Origin of the sequence: Pseudomonas sp. AM14(2022), from assembly GCF_036346455.1 — a bacterium.
Classification (GTDB): domain Bacteria; phylum Pseudomonadota; class Gammaproteobacteria; order Pseudomonadales; family Pseudomonadaceae; genus Aquipseudomonas; species Aquipseudomonas putida_A.
In genome coordinates, this window is the sequence record NZ_JAOTNY010000001.1 from 629,680 (window position 1) to 648,753 (window position 19,074).

Sequence of the window (19,074 nt, forward strand, 5' to 3'; positions counted from 1 at the left end):
AAGAAAACCAACATCGCGTTTTTCAGAGGCTGCGCATGATAACGCAATGTTGGTTTCGCGCCTTGGGCTTCACGCTTCAAGCGACAGGCTGCATGTGACACACGTCAAGCTTGCGGCTTTTTGCCGGCGGCTTGCAGCTTCTTGTCGATGGCATCCATCAGCATGCCGCCGATATCGGTACCGAAAGCATTGTCGATTTCGCGGATGCAGGTCGGGCTGGTGACGTTGATTTCGGTGAGGTTTTCGCCGATCACGTCCAGACCGACGAACAGCAGACCTTTCTCGCGCAGGGTCGGGCCGACCTGGGCGGCAATCCAGCGATCCTTGTCGGTCAACGGCCTTGCTTCACCACGACCACCGGCCGCGAGGTTGCCACGGGTTTCGCCTTGCGCCGGAATTCGCGCCAGGCAGTAATCCACCGGCTCACCGTCGATCATCAGGATGCGTTTGTCGCCGTCCTTGATTGCCGGCAGGTAGGCCTGGCCCATGATCTGCTGATTGCCGAGGGCGGTCAGGGTTTCCAGAATCACCGACAGGTTCGGGTCGCCGACGCGGTGACGGAAAATCGAAGTGCCGCCCATGCCGTCCAGCGGCTTGAGGATTACGTCGCCATGCTTGGCGGCGAATTCACGCAGCACATCGGCGCGGCGGCTGACGATAGTTGGCGGCGTGCACTGCGGGAACAGCGTGGCGAACAGTTTTTCGTTGCAGTCGCGCAGGCTCTGCGGCTTGTTGACCACTAGCACGCCAGCGGTTTCGGCCTGTTCCAGCAAGTAGGTGGAGTAGACGAACTCCATGTCGAACGGCGGATCCTTGCGCATCAGGATTACGTCCAGATCACTCAGCAGGTTGTCCTGCTCGGCGTCCAGTTCGAACCATTTTTCCGGGTTGGCGAAGACTTTCAGCGGCTTCATGCGCGCCCGGGCCTGACCTTCGGCCTGATACAGGTCGCGCTGCTCCATGTAGAACAGTTCCCAGCCACGTTTCTGCGCGGCCAGCAGCATGGCCAGCGAGCTATCCTTTTTATAGGAAATGCTGGCGATAGGGTCCATGACAATCCCGACGCGAACGCTCATTGGGTTTTCCTCGAAAATTGGCTACCGGATCGGTATTGAAAAAGTGCCGCCAGAGTGGCGCTGGCAGGGTTTTCGGTCAAGGAAAAACCCGTCGATAGATTGCATCTGGAGACTGTGCTAAAAAGGCTGGCATAGCGTGCTGGCCCTTGAGCATCAAGGGTTTCCAGCCATTACTCATCGCAAAACGGACAATTTGATTCGCAAAGGCGACGGTAGAGCCCTCTTATGGAACAGCAGTCCAGCGCCTTGAAGGTCATGGTGATCGATGACTCGAAAACGATTCGTCGCACCGCCGAAACGCTGTTGAAAAATGTGGGCTGCGAAGTCATCACGGCGATCGATGGCTTCGACGCTTTGGCGAAGATCGCCGACCACCACCCCGGGATCATTTTTGTCGACATCATGATGCCGCGTCTGGATGGTTATCAGACCTGCGCTTTAATCAAGAACAACAGTGCGTTCAAGGCCACGCCGGTGATCATGCTGTCGTCGCGTGACGGGCTGTTCGACAAGGCCAAGGGGCGGATTGTCGGTTCTGATCAATTTTTGACCAAACCTTTCAGCAAGGAAGAGCTGCTTGACGCGATTCAGGCCCACGTTCCGGGCTTCGCCGCCGTTTTGCCGCAGTAAGACACGTACAGTGACGCTCGGCCAGCGGGCCGGATGTCGACAAGAAAAATGGGGAAGACCATGGCACGTATCCTGATCGTCGATGATTCGCCGACTGAAATGTACAAACTCACCGGCATGCTGGAAAAGCACGGCCATGAAGTGCTCAAGGCCGAAAACGGTGCCGACGGCGTGGCCCTGGCCCGTCAGGAAAAACCCGACGCGGTGCTGATGGACATCGTCATGCCCGGCCTCAACGGTTTTCAGGCCACCCGCCAGTTGACCAAGGATGCCGAGACCAGCCACATCCCGGTGATCATCATCACCACCAAGGATCAGGAAACCGACAAGGTCTGGGGCACGCGCCAGGGCGCGAAGGATTACCTGACCAAACCGGTCGAAGAAGACATGCTTATCAAGACCCTGAACAACGTGCTGGCCGGTTGATCGCGCGGCCATGAACCAGTCGCTGACCGCGTTCGAGCTGCTGTGGCAGATCGACCAGCGCTGCCGTCTGCTGGCGGCGGACCTGCCGTCGCAGCCCGGCCGTCAGGATCGCTGGAGCGGCATCGGCTTTCGCCTCGGCGAGCATTGGTACGTGACGCCGATGGGCGAAGTCAGCGAAGTGCTGCACGAACCGCGTTGCACTCAGTTGCCCGGGGTCAAGCCGTGGGTCAAAGGGGTGGCTAACCTGCGTGGGCGCTTGCTGCCGATCATGGACCTGTGCGGCTTTTTCGGTCACGAGCTGTCGCCGTTGCGCAAACAGCGGCGTGTGTTGGTGGTGGAGCACAACGATGTGTTCGCCGGGTTGCTGGTGGATGAGGTGTTCGGCCTGCAGCACTTCGAGCAGGACAGCTTCGAACCGATCTCGATCAGCAAGCGCCAGGGCTCCAAGGCCGAGTTCGTCAAAGGCTATTTCCGGCGTGAGCAGAACTGGCGGGTGTTCAGCCTGTTTGCGCTGGCCAAATCGCCGGTGTTCATGAGCGTCGCGATATAACTCTGACACTACAAATCCCATGTGGGAGCGGGCTTGCTCGCGAATACCGTCTGACATTCAACATAGATGCTGGCTGACCCACCGCATTCGCGAGCAAGCCCGCTCCCACAGTGGACCGTGGCAGGTTTCATAGGCGAGGACCGATGACAAAGGCAAAAACAGGCAAATCGGCGGAAGGGTCGCGCAGTCGCTCGCAGATCATCGTGCTGTTCATCGCACTGATCGTGTTCATCATGCTGCTGTTCGCCAACTTCGCCTACCTCAACACCCAGGCCAACTACGACAAGCAGTACATCGGCCACGCCGGTGAGCTGCGCGTGCTGTCGCAACGCATCGCCAAGAACGCCACCGAAGCGGCTGCCGGGAAGTCGGCAGCGTTCAAGCTGCTGAGCGATGCGCGCAACGATTTTGCCCAGCGCTGGGGTTACCTGAAGAAGGGCGACCCGGCCACCGGCCTGCCACCCGCGCCGGCCACCGTGCGCCCGGAAATGCGCGCGGTGCAGCTGGATTGGGAACGCCTGCTGAAAAACACCGATGCGATTCTCTCCAGTGAGCAAACCGTGCTCTCGCTGCATCAGGTCGCCGCGACCCTGGCTGAAACCGTGCCGCAGTTGCAGATCGAATACGAAAAAGTCGTCGAGATCCTTCTGCAACGCGGCGCCCCGGCAGCGCAGGTGGCGATGGCCCAGCGCCAATCGCTGCTGGCCGAACGCATTCTCGGCGCGGTCAACACCGTGCTGGCCGGTGACGAAAACTCGCAGCAGGCTGCCGATGCGTTTGGCCGCGACGCCACCCGTTTCGGCCAGGTGCTCAACGGCATGTTGCAGGGCAACCCGACCCTGAAAATCAGCCAGGTCGAAGACCGTGATGCCCGTGCGCGGCTGAGTGAAATTTCCGAGCTGTTCCAGTTCGTCTCCGGCTCGGTGGACGAAATCCTCGAAACCTCGCCGGAGCTGTTCAAGGTCCGGGAGTCGGCGAGCAATATCTTCAGCCTGTCGCAGACCCTGCTCGACGAAGCCTCGCACCTCGCCAGCGGTTTCGAAAACCTTGCCGGCGGGCGCAACACCGACACCATCGGCGGCTACGTCCTCGGTTTGCTGGCGCTGGCTTCGATCATCCTGATCGGCATGGTCATGGTTCGTGAAACCAACCGCCAGTTGCGCGAGACCGCCGAGAAGAACGAACGCAATCAGAACGCGATCATGCGCCTGCTCGATGAGATCGAAGACCTCGCCGACGGTGACCTGACCGTGACCGCCTCGGTGACCGAAGACTTCACCGGGACCATCGCCGATTCGATCAACTACTCGGTTGACCAACTGCGCGATCTGGTCGCCACCATCAACCTCACCGCCGGTCAGGTCGCCGCCGCCGTGCAGGAAACCCAGGCCACCGCCATGCACCTGGCCCAGGCCTCGGAACATCAGGCGCAGCAGATTTCCGAAGCCTCGACGGCGATCAGCGACATGGCCCAGTCCATCGATCAGGTCTCGGCCAACGCCGCTGAATCCTCGGCGGTGGCCGAGCGTTCGGTGGAGATCGCCAACAAGGGCAACGAGGTGGTGCACAACACCATCCACGGCATGGACAACATTCGTGAACAGATTCAGGACACCGCCAAGCGCATCAAGCGTCTGGGCGAGTCGTCGCAGGAAATTGGCGACATCGTCAGCCTGATCGACGACATTGCCGACCAGACCAACATCCTCGCGCTCAACGCGGCGATTCAGGCCTCGATGGCCGGGGATGCCGGGCGCGGCTTTGCCGTGGTCGCCGACGAAGTGCAGCGGTTGGCCGAACGTTCGTCCGCCGCCACCCGGCAGATCGAAACCCTGGTGCGGGCGATTCAGACCGACACCAACGAAGCGGTGATTTCCATGGAGCAGACCACCACCGAAGTGGTGCGCGGCGCCCGACTGGCGCAGGATGCCGGAGTGGCACTGGAAGAAATCGAAGGCGTTTCGAAAACCCTCGCCGCGTTGATTCAAAGCATCTCCAACGCGGCGCAGCAGCAGACCTCGTCGGCCGGGCAAATCTCGCTGACGATGAACGTGATTCAGCAGATCACCACGCAGACCTCGTCCGGCTCCACCGCCACCGCCGAGAGCATCGGCAATCTGGCGAAAATGGCCAGTCAGCTGCGCCGTTCGGTATCCGGTTTCACTTTGCCGTCGGCGTCCGCGACGGATAAGGCGTGAGTGGAGTGGTTATGGGTGACCGGCACGACTACGTGGCCCTCGAATGGGTCAAGGGTGAAATTGCCGAAACGCTGAAACAGGCGCATCAGGCGATTGAAACCGTGCTCGATGACCCGCAGGCCACGCCGGGGCTGGATGAGTGCCTGGCCTATATTCATCAGGTGCACGGCAGTTTGCAGATGGTCGAGTTCTACGGCGCCGCGTTGCTGGCCGAAGAGATGGAGCATCTGGTCGAAGCCTTGCAGCAGGGGCGCGTCGCCCATCGCGACGAAGCCCTGCACCTGCTGCTGCAAGCCCTTGGGCAATTGCCGATCTACCTTGATCGGGTGCAGAGCGCCCGCCGCGACTTGCCGCTGGTGGTGCTGCCGCTGATCAACGACCTGCGCAGTGCGCGCGGCGACAGCCTGCTCTCGGAAACCAGCCTGTTCAGCCCGCCACTGCCGGACTTGCCGCCGTTGAGCGCAGAAGCGCTGGCCGCGCTGGAGCCGGCCGAGTGGCCCAACGTGCTGCGCAAGTTGCGCCAGATGCTGCAAATGGCGCTGGTCGGGTTGCTGCGCGAGCAGGATGACCAGACCCACCTCGAATACCTGGCGAAAGTCTTCCAGCGCCTGGAAGCGCTCAGCGCCAATGCGCCGTTGAGCCCGCTGTGGCAGGTCGCATCCGCGCTGGTCGAAGGCATGCGCGAAGGCGCCATTGCCAACAGTCCGGCGTTGCGCAGCCTGTTCAAGGACGCCGACAAGGAACTCAAGCGCCTGCTCGAACAAGGCCCGCGCGGCCTCAATCAGCCGCCCCCGCCGGAGTTGCTGAAAAGCCTGCTGTTCTATATTGCCAAAGCCGAACATCCCACCGGGCAGATGCTGACCATGAAAGATCGCTACTCCCTGGACGACGCGTTGCCCGACAGCGCGATGGTCGACGAAGAACGTGCGCGTCTGGCCGGCCCCGACCGCGATGCGATGCGCTCGGTGCTGGCGGCGCTGTGCGAAGAACTGGTGCGGGTCAAGGAACGCCTCGACCTGTTCGTGCGCAGCGACCGTCAGCACACCTCCGATCTGGAGAGCCTGCTGGCGCCGCTGCGGCAGATCGCCGACACCCTCGCGGTGCTCGGTTTCGGCCAGCCGCGCAAAGTCATCATCGATCAACTGGCGGTGGTGCTCAGCCTCGCTCAGGGCCAGCGCGAACCGAATGACGCGACCCTGATGGACGTTGCCGGCGCGCTGCTTTACGTCGAAGCCAACCTCGCCGGAATGGTCGGCACCGTCGAGCCGGAAAGCCCCGAAGACGCGCGCCTGCCGACCACCGACCTGACGCAGATCCATCAGATCGTGATCAAGGAAGCACGCATCTGCCTGCAACAGGCCAAGGACATGATCGTCGATTACATCGACGCCGACTGGGATCGCCAGCAACTGCAACCGTTGCCGGAGTTGCTGACCCAGGTGCGCGGCGCGCTGGCGATGATTCCGCTGAGCCGGGCGGCGAGTCTGGTCGAGGCCTGCAACAGCTTCATCCGCGAACACCTGCTGCTCGATCCGCATCAGCCGGGCTGGCAGCAACTGGATAATCTGGCCGACGTCATCACCAGCCTCGAGTATTACCTCGAACGCCTGAGCGACGACCCGCAGGCGCCGAATGAGCAACTGCTGGATGTCGCACAGAAGAGCCTCGCCAGCCTCGGTTTCTTTCCACACGAACAGCACGTGCCGCTGCTCGACGACGTGCTCAGCCCCAGCGAAGCGCTGGTGATGCAGGATCTGCAGGCGCTGGACGATCCGCAGACCGTGCAGTCGCTGGCGGAGGTGCTGGCCAGTCCGGTATCGGCAGTCAACCCGCCGGCCTTGATCACCCCCGGCAGCCTGATGCCACCGCCGCTCGATGAAGCACCGGTGGACGATGAACTGCGCGAAGTGTTCCTCGAAGAGACCGACGAGGTGCTTGAGGTTCTGCACGAATACCTGCCGCGCTGGACGGCTGACACTCATGACCGCGCCGCCCTGACCGAGCTGCGCCGCGCCTTTCACACCTTGAAGGGCAGCGGGCGCATGGTGCGCGCGTTGATCCTTGGCGAACTGGCCTGGGCGGTGGAAAACCTGCTCAACCGCGTGTTGGAGCACAGCGTCGAACCCGGCGCGCAGGTGCAGCAGTTGCTCACTGACACGCTGTTGCTGCTGCCGGAACTGATCAGCGAATTCGCCATGCAGCGCCAGCGTCAGCGCATTGATGTCGATCAACTGGCGGCCCGTGCGCATGCGCTGGCCAAAGGTGTCGAGCCGCTGGCGGCCGAAGACGTCGACGACGTGGCGGCTCTCGACCCGCTGTTGCTGGAGATCTTCCGCAACGAGGCCGAAACCCACCTCGCCAGCCTCAACCGCTTCCTCGATCAGGCTGCCGAGCATGTGCCGCTGCCGGCCAGCGACGAATTGCAGCGCGCCTTGCACACGCTCAAGGGCAGTGCGTCGATGGCCGGCGTGTTGCCGATTGCCGAACTGGCCGCGCCGCTGGATAAACTGGCGCGCGAGTTCAAGGCGCATCAGTTGCCGCTGGATCTTGATGAAGTGGAATTGCTCCTTGAAGCCGAAGGCCTGTTCCGCGTCGGTCTGCGCCAGCTCAAGCACGATCCGCTGGCGCCGATTGTCGGTGCGCAGTCGCTGATCAAACGCACCGAAACGCTGCTGGCCGAACGCCTGGAAGCGATCCTCAGTGCGCCGAACACCGGCCTGCGGATCAAGCGCGATCCGCAACTGATCAACAACTTCCTCGCCCAGGGCATGGACATCCTGCTCGACGCCGAAAGCCTGTTGCAGCGCTGGCAGCAACATCCCGGCGAGCGTCAGGAACTCAGCGCGCTGCTCGATGAACTGACTACCCTCGGCGAAGGCGCACACCTTGCCGATCTGCTGCCGGTGGATGTGCTCTGCGAAGCCTTGCTCGACCTCTATGGCGCCGTCGAAGAAAGCAGCCTGGCGGTCAGCGACAGGTTCTTCCACGAAGCGCAGAACGCTCACGAAGCGCTGATCAACATGCTCGACGAACTGGCCGCCGGTCAGGAAATCACCCCACAGCCGCAGCGCATTCGCGCCCTGCACGAACTGCTCGATGAAAGCCTCGATCCGACGGCGATGGGGCTGATTCGCAGCGACGGCAGCCGCACCTTGAGCATCCATGAGCTGGGCGCCGCCACCGCCGAACTGTCCCGCGCCAACGCCGAAAGCGCGCCGGATGACGAGATCGTCGAGATCTTTCTCGAAGAAGCGGTGGACATTCTCGACAGTGCCGGGCAAGCCCTGCAGCGCTGGTTGAGCGACCCGGACAACGCTGCACCGCTGTCCTCTTTGCAGCGCGATTTGCACACGCTCAAGGGCGGCGCGCGGATGGCCGAGGTCGATGCCATCGGCGATCTGGCCCATGAGCTGGAAAGTCTCTACGAAGGGCTGGTGGATCGTCGCCACAGCTACAGCGAGCTGCTCGGACGCTTGCTGCACAAGAGCCACGACCGCTTGGCTCAGTTGCTTGAGCAGTTGCACAACCATCAGCCGCTGACCCCGGCGCAAGACCTGATCGAAGCGATCCGCCAGTTCCGTCAGGGCCAGTCCGGCAGTGCCGAAACGGCGCAGCCGACGGCTGTACCCGACAGCACGGCGCATGATCCGGAACTGCTGGAAATCTTCCTCGAAGAAGGTTTCGACATCATCGAAAGCTCCGGCGCGGCGTTGTTGCGCTGGCAGGCCGAGCCGGGCAATCGGCAGGAAGTGGAAACCCTGCTGCGCGATCTGCACACCCTCAAGGGCGGCGCGCGGATGGTCGAGATCGGCCCGATCGGCGACCTCGCCCATGAGCTCGAATACCTTTACGAAAGCCTCGCCACCGGCGTGCTGCAACCGTCCGCCGAACTGTTCGCGCTGGTGCAGCGCGGGCATGACCGGTTGGCGCAGATGCTCGACGGCGTGCGCGCCGGGCAGCCTTGCCCGCCGGCGGATCGGCTGATCAACGCGATCCGGAATTTCAGCCACCCGGCGACTCCTGACACTCCGCCGCCGTTGCCGATTCCGGCCAAAACCGAGCCTGCGGTACCCGCCGCCGATGCCGGCGCAGACATGGTCAAGGTCTCCGCCGAACTGCTCGATGACTTGGTCAATCTGGCCGGGGAAACCTCGATTTTCCGTGGGCGTATCGAGCAGCAAGTCAGCGATGCGCAAACCGCGCTGAACGAGATGGAAACCACCATCGAACGCATGCGCGATCAGTTGCGCCGACTCGATACTGAAACCCAGGGGCGAATTCTCAGCCGTCAGCAAGTCGATGCCGAACGCCTCGGTTACGAAGAGTTCGACCCGCTGGAAATGGACCGCCATTCGCAGTTGCAGCAACTGTCGCGGGCGCTGTTCGAGTCTGCCTCCGACCTGCTCGATCTCAAGGAAACCCTCGAGCGCCGCAATCACGACGCCGAGAACCTGTTGCAGCAACAGGGGCGGATCAATACCGAATTGCAGGAAGGCCTGATGCGTACGCGCATGGTGCCGTTCGAACGCATGCTGCCGCGCCTGAAACGTATCGTGCGGCAGGTCGCCGAAGAGCTGAACAAAGACGTCGCGTTCATCATCGGCAACGCCGAAGGCGAGATGGATCGCAACGTGCTGGAGCGCATGGCCGCGCCGTTGGAGCACATGCTGCGCAACGCCGTCGACCATGGTCTGGAGTCGGCCGAAGTGCGGCTGGCGGCGGGCAAACCGGCGCAGGGCACGATTACGCTGGATCTGACCCGCGAGGGCGGCGACATCGTTTTCGATATTCGCGACGATGGCGCCGGGGTGCCGCTGGACGCGGTGCGGCGCAAGGCAATCAAGCGCGGCCTGCTGGCACCGGACGCCGAGATCAGCGACCGCGACGTGCTGCAATTCATCCTGCAGCCGGGGTTCTCCACGGCGGAAAAGATCACCCAGATTTCCGGACGCGGCGTCGGCATGGACGTGGTTCACGAAGAAGTCCGTCAGCTCGGCGGCACCATGAGCATCGACTCGGTGCCGGGGCAGGGCGTGCATTTCCGCATTCGTCTGCCGTTCACCGTGTCGGTCAACCGCGCGCTGATGGTGCAATGCGGCGAGGATCAATACGCGATTCCGCTGAACACCATCGAAGGCATCGTCCGCGTGTTGCCGAATGATCTGGAAGCGCACTACCGCAACGATCCGCCGAGCTACCACTACGCCGGTCAGCGCTACGAACTGTGCTATCTGGGCGAGCTGCTGAAAACCGCGCCACGGCCGAAACTGCTCGGCCAGAGTCTGCCGTTGCCGGTGCTGCTGGTGCAGTGCAATGACCGGCACATCGCGGTGCAGGTCGATGCGATGGCCGGCACTCGCGAGATCGTGGTCAAGAGCCTCGGCCCGCAGTTCGCGGCGGTGCAGGGCGTGTCCGGGGCGACGATTCTCGGCGATGGCCGGGTGGTGCTGATTCTGGATCTGCTCGCACCGATCCGCGCGATGCAGGCGCGGGTTGCGCAGCGCCCGGCGCAGGCGGAAATCGACAGCGAACCGCAGAAGCCACTGCTGGTTATGGTGGTCGACGACTCGGTGACCGTGCGCAAGGTCACCAGCCGTTTGCTCGAACGCCACGGCATGAACGTACTGACCGCCAAGGACGGTGTCGACGCGATGTTGCTGCTCGAAGAGCACATGCCCGACCTGATGCTGCTCGACATCGAAATGCCGCGCATGGACGGCTTCGAAGTCGCCACCCAAGTGCGCCACGATGAACGCCTGCAACACCTGCCGATCATCATGATCACCTCGCGCACAGGGCAGAAGCACCGCGACCGCGCGATGGCCATCGGCGTCAACGACTACCTCGGCAAGCCGTATCAGGAATCGGTGCTGCTCGAAAGCATTGCCCACTGGAGCAAGAAACATGCATGAGCGCCGCCACAACGCGCGCACCAGCCAACTCACCGGCCTGCTGCTGCCGTTGGCCGATCGCAACCTGATCCTGCCCAACGTCGCCGTCGCCGAACTGATCGACTACCAGGCCAGCGCCTTCGACCTCGACACACCGCCGTGGTACCTGGGGCGGGTGAGCTGGCGTGAGCGGCAGATTCCGCTGCTGAGTTTCGAGTCAGCCTGCGGGCAGAAAATCGTCATCGGCGAACGCGCGCGGATCGTCATCCTCAACGCCCTCGGCGGCTTGCCACAGCTGAAGTTCATTGCGCTGCTGGTGCAGGGGATACCGCGTTCGTACAAGCTCGACAGTCAGTTGAGTTATGTCGATGTGCCGTTGTGTGCGCTGGAACAGGCAGCGGTGCAGGTCGGGGAGCAGGTGGCGAAAGTCCCGGATTTGTTGGGGTTGGAGCAGTTGTTGGTGGAGGCTGGGTTGGCTCACTGATCCGGAATCTTCGGTGGCCTGACTGGCCTCTTCGCGAGCAGGCTCACTCCTACAATTGGAATGCGTTCCTCCTGTAGGAGTGAGCCTGCTCGCGATAGCGCCTGCGGCATCACCCAAAATCTGAGAGACAAATCTCAATCCCTTCAGTGCAATAAACACTATTCAGCATGGTTGTTTAAAAACACTCAGTGTTACGCCTCACCGGCCTACAAATCCTTGCGCCGCTGCCTACGCATGCACCAGAATCCGCCGGCTTGTGCGCCCTCGGCAGGCTGCGTAACTTGATTGCGTCACTGATTCCCAGTGATCGGGTTTAGCAGCTCGTGGTTAATCTAAGGGTGCACATACATCATCGTCAGGCTCAGTGCCTGCATTCGATGGCGGCTGTGCGCAGGGCGCTTCGGCGCGCCGGCTTCCTTAGGTTCCCCGGTCTGCTAACCTGCGTTCAGCTGCCACCCCTTCTTTTAGCAGAGAAGCGGTTCCAGCTTTATTTCGGAACCTGAGAATGATTAAACCAACACCAAGTCCGCCGCCAACAGATGCGGCATCCCCCTACGAAGCCCCCGAATCAAAGAAATTCCACGAAGCCGCCGAACGCGCCCTCGACCATTACCTCGGCCCGCCAAAGCCCGACCTCATGGCCACGCCCTACACCCCCAACACGCTGTATATGGCCAACCCCGACGCCGACAGCGAATCCTTGCTGGCCGACGCCAGCGAATCCCTCGGCTCCGCTACGGTCATGCTCAACAACCATGCGGCGCTGGTGCAAGGCACGCACCGCAAGACGCTGCAGGGCATTGCTCAGGTGGTGATGGTGGCGGAGATGGCGGTGAATCGGGTGTTGGATAAGCTGATGCCGACGGAGTAGCGAAAAAGCTGACCCATGTGATTGAGCCATGAACGGAAAAGCCCGCTGTCACAGAAATGGCCTGACAGTGGGCTTTGTTGCGTTGCTTCCGTATACAGCTCTAAACAGAACTTCTCAGCCTTTATCGCGATATCCGGGTAAGTATTGATGGCGGTTAATTCACATCTGCCACTACTTTCATCGAAATGATCTTGTCGGGATCTCTCGCAGGTTCGCCGCGCTTGAGCCTGTCGATACTTTCCATTCCTTCGATGACCTGGCCCCAAACTGTGTACTGCCCGTTCAGAAAAGGGCAGTCCCCAAAACAAATGAAAAACTGGGAATCGGCCGAGTCCAGGTTGTTTCCCCTAGCCATCGAGCAAGTGCCCCGAAGGTGCTGATTGTTTGAAAATTCGGACTTGAGAGAACCGTGGCTGCTCCCCTCGCGGCCGGTGCCGCTGCGGTCTCCAGTCTGTGCCATGAAACCTTCAATGACTCGATGGAAAGTGCAGCCATCATAAAAACGTTCCCGCGTCAGTTTCTTGATGCGGTCAACATGCTTGGGCGCAATATCGGGGAACAGCTCAATAAAGACTGTGCCTTTAGTTGTCTCCATGACAATTGTGTTTTCGGGTTCCTTGATGTCGGCCATTTCAATCTCCCTTTCGTCATTCGAATTTATGACGCGTAATTTTTGAATGAGAACCTGACAGAGGCGAGAGTCCTTTTTAGCAGTAATCATCTGAGGCTGAACCTGTAAGAACTGACAGTCGTTAATGCGTTTCGGAATTGAAGCTGCATCGCTTAGTGCTGATAGTTTGAATTTCGCAGTGTGTGAGTGCCCCCTTTGCGCAACCATTACGCTGACCGTAACGATCCACCACCGCGCTTGATTGATGCGCCCCGCTCACACGCCTAACGTAGCTCCACGACAGCGAACCCCGTGGAGTGAGCATGACAACAACAATTTCCCCCGACTCGCGCTGGACGCGGCGGCGTGACGAGAAGCAGCGGCGTCTCGACAAGGTGCGCGGGCTGGCCGACGGTGTGGTGTTGCCCAGCGACAAGATCGTCGCCGCGCTCGAAGCGCTAATCCATCCCGGCGACCGGGTGGTGCTGGAGGGCAACAACCAGAAGCAGGCGGATTTCCTTTCCCGTTCGCTGGCCAAAGCCGATCCGGAAAAGCTGCATGATCTGCACATGATCATGCCCAGCGTCGGTCGCTCCGAGCATCTGGATCTGTTCGAGCGCGGCATCGCCCGCAAGCTCGATTTTTCCTTCGCCGGCACCCAAAGCCTGCGCATCAGCCAGTTGCTCGAAGACGGCCTGCTGGAAATCGGCGCGATTCACACTTACATCGAACTCTACGCGCGGCTGGTGGTGGACTTGATCCCCAACGTCGTGCTCTCGGCCGGGTTCATGGCCGACCGTGCCGGCAACATCTACACCGGCCCCAGCACCGAAGACACCCCGGCACTGATCGAACCGGCGGCGTTCAGCGATGGCATCGTCATCGTCCAGGTCAACCAATTGGTCGACGATGTCAGCGAACTGCCACGCGTGGACATCCCTGCCTCGTGGGTCGATTTCGTCGTGGTGGCCGACAAGCCGTTCTACATCGAACCGCTGTTCACCCGCGACCCACGGCACATCAAACCGGTGCACGTGTTGATGGCGATGATGGCGATTCGCGGGATCTACGAAAAACACAACGTGCAGTCGCTCAACCACGGCATCGGTTTCAACACCGCCGCGATCGAATTGATCCTGCCGACCTACGGCGAATCCCTCGGCCTCAAGGGCAAGATCTGCCGCAACTGGACGCTCAACCCGCACCCGACGCTGATCCCGGCGATCGAAAGCGGCTGGGTCGAAAGCGTGCATTGCTTCGGCACTGAACTGGGCATGGAGAACTACATCGCCGCACGCCCGGACGTGTTCTTCACCGGGCGCGACGGCTCGCTGCGCTCCAACCGGATGTTCTGCCAACTCGCCGGGCAATACGCGGTGGATCTGTTTATCGGCGCGACGTTGCAGGTCGATGGCGACGGGCATTCCTCGACCGTCACCCGTGGTCGCCTCGCCGGTTTCGGCGGTGCGCCGAACATGGGCCACGACCCGCGCGGTCGGCGTCACGGCACCCCGGCGTGGCTCGACATGCGCCACGACGATTCACAGCAACCGATGCTCGAACGCGGCAAGAAACTCGTGGTGCAAATGGTCGAGACCTTCCAGGAGGGCGGCAAACCGACCTTCGTCGAAACCCTCGACGCGGTGGAGGTGGCGAAGAAAAGCGGCATGCCGCTGGCGCCGATCATGATTTACGGCGACGACGTCACCCACCTGCTCACCGAGGAAGGCATCGCCTACCTGTACAAGGCGCGCTCGCTGGAAGAGCGTCAGGCGATGATCGCCGCGGTGGCCGGCGTCACCGCCATCGGCCTGCGCCACCACCCGAAAGACACCGAACGCATGCGCCGCGAAGGCCTGATCGCCTTGCCCGAAGACCTCGGCATCCGCCGCACCGACGCCACCCGCGAACTGCTGGCGGCGAAAAGCGTGGCCGATCTGGTCGAGTGGTCCGGCGGCCTGTACAACCCGCCCGCCAAGTTCAGGAGCTGGTAATGCACGCACTCAACCTGCAAGCGAAACCCCTGAGCCTCAGCGAACGCCTGGCCGATCTGGCGGTGGATGCGCTGATCGACGAAGCCGATCTGTCGCCGAAACCGGCGCTGGTGGACCGGCGTGGCAATGGCGCGCACACCGATCTGCACTTGGGCCTGATGCACGCTTCGGCGTTGTCGTTGTGGCCGGCGTTCAAGGAAATGGCCGAAGCGGCGGTTGAAATCGGCGAAGTCGATTCCACGTTGCGCGAAACGATTGGCCGCATCGGTCGCGAAGGCGAGCAAGCCATGCTCGCGACCACCAACGGTGTGAATACCCATCGCGGGGCCATTTGGGCACTGGGGTTACTGGTGACCGCCGCTGCACTCGAACCGAAATCCTGCAGCGCCAACGCCGTCACCTTGCGCGCCGCACGTCTGGCATTACTCGATGACCGCTACGCACCAAAACCGCTGAGCCACGGCGCACAAGTCGCCCTGCGTTACGGCGCACGCGGTGCCCGTGAGGAAGCGCAACTCGGCTTTCCGTCTGTGCTGCAACGCGGCCTGCCGCAACTCAAACGCAGCCGCGCCAGCGGCCACGGCGAACAGAACGCCCGGCTCGATGCACTGCTGGCGATCATGACCGATCTGGCCGACACCTGCGTGCTCTACCGCGCCGGTGAACAGGGCCTGCACGCCATGCAACACGGCGCGCAAGCGGTGCTCGATGCTGGCGGCAGCGCCAGCCTCAGCGGGCGTCGGCGCCTGCACGAACTGGATCAACAACTCATTGCATTGAATGCCTCGCCCGGTGGCGCCGCCGACTTGCTCGCCGCCACGCTGCTGCTCGATCGAATCGAGCGCGACGGCATCCTTCAGGGAGCGTTTTGATGGAAACCTTATCCTTTGAATTCCCCGCCGGGCAGCCGCCACGCGGGCGCGCGCTGGTCGGTTGTGTCGGCTCGGGCGATCTGGAAGTGCTGATCGAACCGGGTCTGGCTGGCAAGCTGACGATCAATGTGCAGACCTCGGTCAACGGCGCGCAACAGCGCTGGCAGCATCTGTTTGCGCGGATGTTCGACGGCACCACGCCACCGGCGATGGCCATCGATATCCACGATTTCGGCGCCACGCCGGGGGTGGTGCGTTTGCGCCTGGAACAAGGTTTCGAGGAGATCGGCCATGACTGACAGCGCAGCGCTGTTGCACAAGCACAGCTTCGTCGAACTCGGGGCTCGGCAACGGGCGAAAGCCTTGCTCGATGCCGGGACCTTCCGCGAATTGCTCGACCCGTTTCAACGGGTCATGTCGCCATGGCTGGAGCGTCAGGGCGTGGTGCCGCAAGCCGATGACGGCGTGGTGATTGCCAAAGGCAGCCTCGACGGCCTGCCGGTGGTGATCGCCGCCATCGAAGGCGCGTTCCAGGGCGGTAGCCTTGGCGAAGTCGGCGGGGCGAAGATTGCCGGCGCGCTGGAACTGGCCGCCGAAGACAACCGCAAAGGCATTCCGACTCGCGCCATTCTGCTGCTGGAAACCGGTGGCGTGCGTTTGCAGGAAGCCAACCTCGGGCTGGCGGCGATTGCCGATATTCATGCGGCGATTGTCGATTTGCAGCAGTACCAACCAGTGGTCGGTGTGGTCGCGGGCAGTGTTGGTTGTTTCGGCGGCATGTCGATTGCCGCTGCGCTGTGCAGTTATTTGCTGGTGACCCAGGAAGCGCGCCTCGGCCTCAACGGCCCGCAGGTGATCGAGCAGGAAGCCGGGATCGAGGAATACGACTCCCGCGACCGGCCCTTCATCTGGAGCCTGACCGGTGGCGAGCAGCGGTTCGCCAGTGGTCTGGTGGATCGTTATGTCGCCGATGATGTGGCGCAGATTCGTCAGCAGGTCGGTGCGTTGCTGCAACAGGGTTTGCCAACGCGGCCGCGCAGTCAGCGCGCCGATTGGTTTCTGCAACGTCTGGCGAGCCTGGACACCGATAAGCAAATCGAGCCTGCGGTGGTTCGCGATCTGTATCAAGGAGAGCGCTCATGAGTGGTTATTCCGTGCGCGGTTTGAACTGGTTCAACGCCCTGACCGGTGGGGCGAAAGCCATAGAAGGTTTGCCGCCATCGTTGAAGGTCGCCGACAGCGAACTTGGGCGGTTTATTGCGGTGGTCGCTGACCCCGACAACCGTTTCCCACGGGCTCGCAATGGCGAAGTCGGATTGCTCGAAGGCTGGGGCTTGGCCAAGGCGGTGGATGACGCGATCACGGCGGATCGCGACAAAGCGCAGAAGCGCCCGATCATCGCCATCGTCGACGTCCCGAGCCAGGCTTACGGTCGTCGCGAAGAAGCCCTCGGCATTCATCAGGCCCTGGCCGGTGCGGCGGACAGTTATGCCCGCGCCCGTCTGGCCGGGCATCCGGTGATTGCGCTGCTGGTGGGCAAGGCGATGTCCGGTGCGTTTCTCGCCCACGGTTATCAGGCCAACCGTTTGATTGCCCTGCGCGATCCCGGGGTGATGGTGCATGCGATGGGCAAGGCCTCGGCGGCGCGAGTGACGCTGCGCAGTGTCGAGGAACTGGAAGCACTGGCCGCCAGCGTGCCGCCGATGGCCTATGACATCGACAGCTACGCCAGCCTCGGATTGCTCTGGGAAACCCTCTCGGTGCAGCAGATCGAGCAGCCGACGGCGGAGGATCTGGCGCGGGTGACCGAGTGCCTGAAACAGGCCATCGACGATATCTCCGGCACTGACTTGCGCAAGCGTCTCGGCGCGAAAAATCGTGAAGCATCCAGCCGTGTGCGTGAACTGCTGAGGGCGCAGTGGTGAACCTGCCACTGGCCCACGATCTGCTGTGGGGCATGACCCCGGCGCAGTTGCCGGCGGATGCGCCGCAGTGGGCGATCGAGTCGCTGGCTGCCGGGCAACCGGTGGTGGTGCGGCGGGCGGTGAGCGCTGAAGATTTGGTCGCGGTGGGCGTGCGCGGTGCGGTGCGTGAGCAGCGGCTGGCGGCGTTCATGGTGCTTGAGGCGGTTGTGCGTCGGGTCAGTCCGGAGGCGCTGTGTCATGTCGATTGCGAGCGTGATTTACCGGTGATGCAGGCACTCAAACAACTGCGGCCAATGCTCGATGACTGCGGTTGGGTCTGGGGTATCAGCGGCAGTGTCGGGTTTGAATTGGCCAGTGATTTTAGAGCGATGCACGCGGCCAGCGATCTCGATCTGATTCTGCGTACCCCGCAGCTGATTACTCGCAATCAGGCACGCAAACTGGTCGAGTTCTTTGATCAAGCCGTGTGCCGGGTCGACATGCAATTGCAGACGCCGTTCGGTGCAGTCGCGTTGCGCGAATGGGCCGGCGGGTCTGCACGGGTGCTGCTGAAAAACGCCCATCAAGCCTGTCTGGTCACTGACCCGTGGAACCCGCAGGAGCAGGCAGCGTGAGCAGCCTGTTGGTGTTCCCCGGCCAGGGCGCGCAGCAACTGGGCATGCTTCAGCGTTTGCCCCGGGCAACCTTGATCGAGGCCAGCGACGTACTCGGTGAAGATGTCGCATTGCTCGATTCTGTGGAAGCGTTGCGCAGCACCCGGGCGGTTCAGCTTTGCCTGTTGATCGCCGGGGTCGCTGCTTCGCGGCAGTTGCTGCAGGACGGACTCACGGCGGATTACGTCGCCGGTCTGTCCATCGGTGCGTACCCGGCAGCGGTGGTCGCCGGGGCGCTGAGCTTCAGTGATGCGTTAAATCTGGTCAGCCTGCGTGGCGAGTTGATGCAGCAGGCTTATCCACAGGGCTATGGCATGACCGCGATCATCGGTCTGCAATTATCCACCGTCGAAACGCTGCTGGCGCAGGTGCACAGCGCGGAGTCGCCGGTGTACCTGGCCAACATCAATGCCGATAACCAGGTGGTGATTGCCGGCAGCGACAAGGCCATGCAAGCGGTGGCGGAACTGGCGCGCAGTCGTGGCGCCGGTCTGGCGAAACGCCTGGCGGTGAGCGTGCCGTCGCACTGCCCGTTGCTGGATCAGCCTGCGCGAATCCTCGCCGAGGCCTTCGCCAAAGTGGAACTGCAAATCCCGAAAATCGCTTATCTGAGTGGCAGTCGCGCGCGTCCGCTGATCAAGCCTGAAGCCTTGCGTGATGACCTCGCTTTCAACATGTGTCGCGTGGTGGACTGGCGCGGCACCGTGCAAAGCGCTTACGAGCGCGGCGTACGTTTACAGATCGAACTGCCGCCCGGTGCGGTGCTGACCGGGCTGGCGCGCCGGGTGTTCGAATCGGGCACGGTCACTGCCTTCGACAGTGCGCGTCTGAACACCTTGCAGGCGCTGTTGCGAGAGGAGGGTGGCCGCCGACCCTAAACCGCCGCGACTCAGG

16 protein-coding genes are annotated in these 19,074 nt (G+C 62.2%); 14 read left to right on the top strand and 2 right to left on the bottom strand.

Annotated features, from left to right (window positions below; all coding sequences use genetic code 11):
- Positions 1–104: 104 nt before the first annotated feature.
- A complete protein-coding gene (gene gshB, locus V3W27_RS02965) occupies positions 105–1,076 on the bottom strand; it encodes a glutathione synthase (RefSeq protein WP_027610584.1) in 972 nt (323 codons plus the stop codon).
- Positions 1,077–1,301: 225 nt separating this feature from the next.
- Between gshB and pilG the strand changes: the two genes are divergently transcribed.
- The 7 genes from pilG (at position 1,302) to V3W27_RS03000 (ending at position 12,126) form a co-directional block, all read left to right on the top strand.
- Positions 1,302–1,706 carry a twitching motility response regulator PilG gene (pilG, locus tag V3W27_RS02970; protein ID WP_003229093.1) on the top strand — a complete coding sequence of 135 codons (405 nt, stop codon included), beginning with the start codon at positions 1,302–1,304 and terminating at the stop codon, positions 1,704–1,706.
- Between the two features lie 60 nt (positions 1,707–1,766).
- Positions 1,767–2,132: a twitching motility response regulator PilH gene (gene pilH, locus V3W27_RS02975; RefSeq protein ID WP_025109154.1), complete on the top strand. Its 366-nt coding sequence runs from the start codon at positions 1,767–1,769 to the stop codon at positions 2,130–2,132.
- Positions 2,133–2,142: 10 nt separating this feature from the next.
- Positions 2,143–2,682, top strand: a complete 540-nt coding sequence (locus V3W27_RS02980) for a chemotaxis protein CheW (RefSeq protein WP_007964098.1) — start codon at positions 2,143–2,145, stop codon at positions 2,680–2,682.
- A 143-nt stretch (positions 2,683–2,825) separates the two neighbouring features.
- Positions 2,826–4,880, top strand: a complete 2,055-nt coding sequence (locus V3W27_RS02985; protein ID WP_027610585.1) for a methyl-accepting chemotaxis protein — start codon at positions 2,826–2,828, stop codon at positions 4,878–4,880.
- Between the two features lie 11 nt (positions 4,881–4,891).
- Positions 4,892–10,792, top strand: a complete 5,901-nt coding sequence (locus V3W27_RS02990; RefSeq protein WP_330205874.1) for a hybrid sensor histidine kinase/response regulator — start codon at positions 4,892–4,894, stop codon at positions 10,790–10,792.
- Positions 10,785–11,255 carry a chemotaxis protein CheW gene (locus V3W27_RS02995; protein WP_330205875.1) on the top strand — a complete coding sequence of 157 codons (471 nt, stop codon included), beginning with the start codon at positions 10,785–10,787 and terminating at the stop codon, positions 11,253–11,255. The genes V3W27_RS02990 and V3W27_RS02995 overlap by 8 nt, the downstream gene beginning before the upstream one ends.
- A 505-nt stretch (positions 11,256–11,760) precedes the next feature.
- On the top strand, positions 11,761–12,126 hold the full coding sequence (locus tag V3W27_RS03000; protein ID WP_330205876.1) for a DUF6124 family protein: 366 nt from the start codon (positions 11,761–11,763) through the stop codon (positions 12,124–12,126).
- Positions 12,127–12,280: 154 nt separating this feature from the next.
- Here V3W27_RS03000 and V3W27_RS03005 read toward each other — a convergent pair whose 3' ends face one another.
- Positions 12,281–12,757, bottom strand: coding sequence for a peptidylprolyl isomerase (locus V3W27_RS03005; RefSeq protein WP_330205877.1), 477 nt, complete (start codon positions 12,755–12,757; stop codon positions 12,281–12,283).
- A 302-nt stretch (positions 12,758–13,059) separates the two neighbouring features.
- Here V3W27_RS03005 and mdcA point away from each other — a divergent pair, with 302 nt between their 5' ends.
- The 7 genes from mdcA to mdcH are packed head-to-tail and all read left to right on the top strand — an operon-like array spanning position 13,060 to position 19,058.
- Entirely contained in the window at positions 13,060–14,730 is a 1,671-nt protein-coding gene (gene mdcA, locus V3W27_RS03010) for a malonate decarboxylase subunit alpha (protein ID WP_330205878.1), read from the top strand.
- The gene (locus V3W27_RS03015) at positions 14,730–15,602 is read left to right on the top strand and encodes a triphosphoribosyl-dephospho-CoA synthase (protein ID WP_330205879.1); all 873 of its coding nucleotides are present in this window, start codon (positions 14,730–14,732) and stop codon (positions 15,600–15,602) included. Before mdcA ends, V3W27_RS03015 begins: the two co-directional genes overlap by 1 nt.
- Positions 15,602–15,901, top strand: a complete 300-nt coding sequence (locus V3W27_RS03020; RefSeq protein ID WP_003229075.1) for a malonate decarboxylase subunit delta — start codon at positions 15,602–15,604, stop codon at positions 15,899–15,901. Before V3W27_RS03015 ends, V3W27_RS03020 begins: the two co-directional genes overlap by 1 nt.
- Positions 15,894–16,745 (top strand): biotin-independent malonate decarboxylase subunit beta, encoded by an 852-nt coding sequence (locus tag V3W27_RS03025; protein WP_330205880.1) that lies wholly within the window; start codon positions 15,894–15,896, stop codon positions 16,743–16,745. The genes V3W27_RS03020 and V3W27_RS03025 overlap by 8 nt, the downstream gene beginning before the upstream one ends.
- On the top strand, positions 16,742–17,527 hold the full coding sequence (gene mdcE, locus V3W27_RS03030; protein ID WP_123588952.1) for a biotin-independent malonate decarboxylase subunit gamma: 786 nt from the start codon (positions 16,742–16,744) through the stop codon (positions 17,525–17,527). Before V3W27_RS03025 ends, mdcE begins: the two co-directional genes overlap by 4 nt.
- Positions 17,521–18,141, top strand: a complete 621-nt coding sequence (locus V3W27_RS03035; protein WP_330205881.1) for a malonate decarboxylase holo-ACP synthase — start codon at positions 17,521–17,523, stop codon at positions 18,139–18,141. The genes mdcE and V3W27_RS03035 overlap by 7 nt, the downstream gene beginning before the upstream one ends.
- Positions 18,138–19,058, top strand: a complete 921-nt coding sequence (gene mdcH / locus V3W27_RS03040; protein ID WP_330205882.1) for a malonate decarboxylase subunit epsilon — start codon at positions 18,138–18,140, stop codon at positions 19,056–19,058. The genes V3W27_RS03035 and mdcH overlap by 4 nt, the downstream gene beginning before the upstream one ends.
- Positions 19,059–19,074 lie beyond the last annotated feature (16 nt).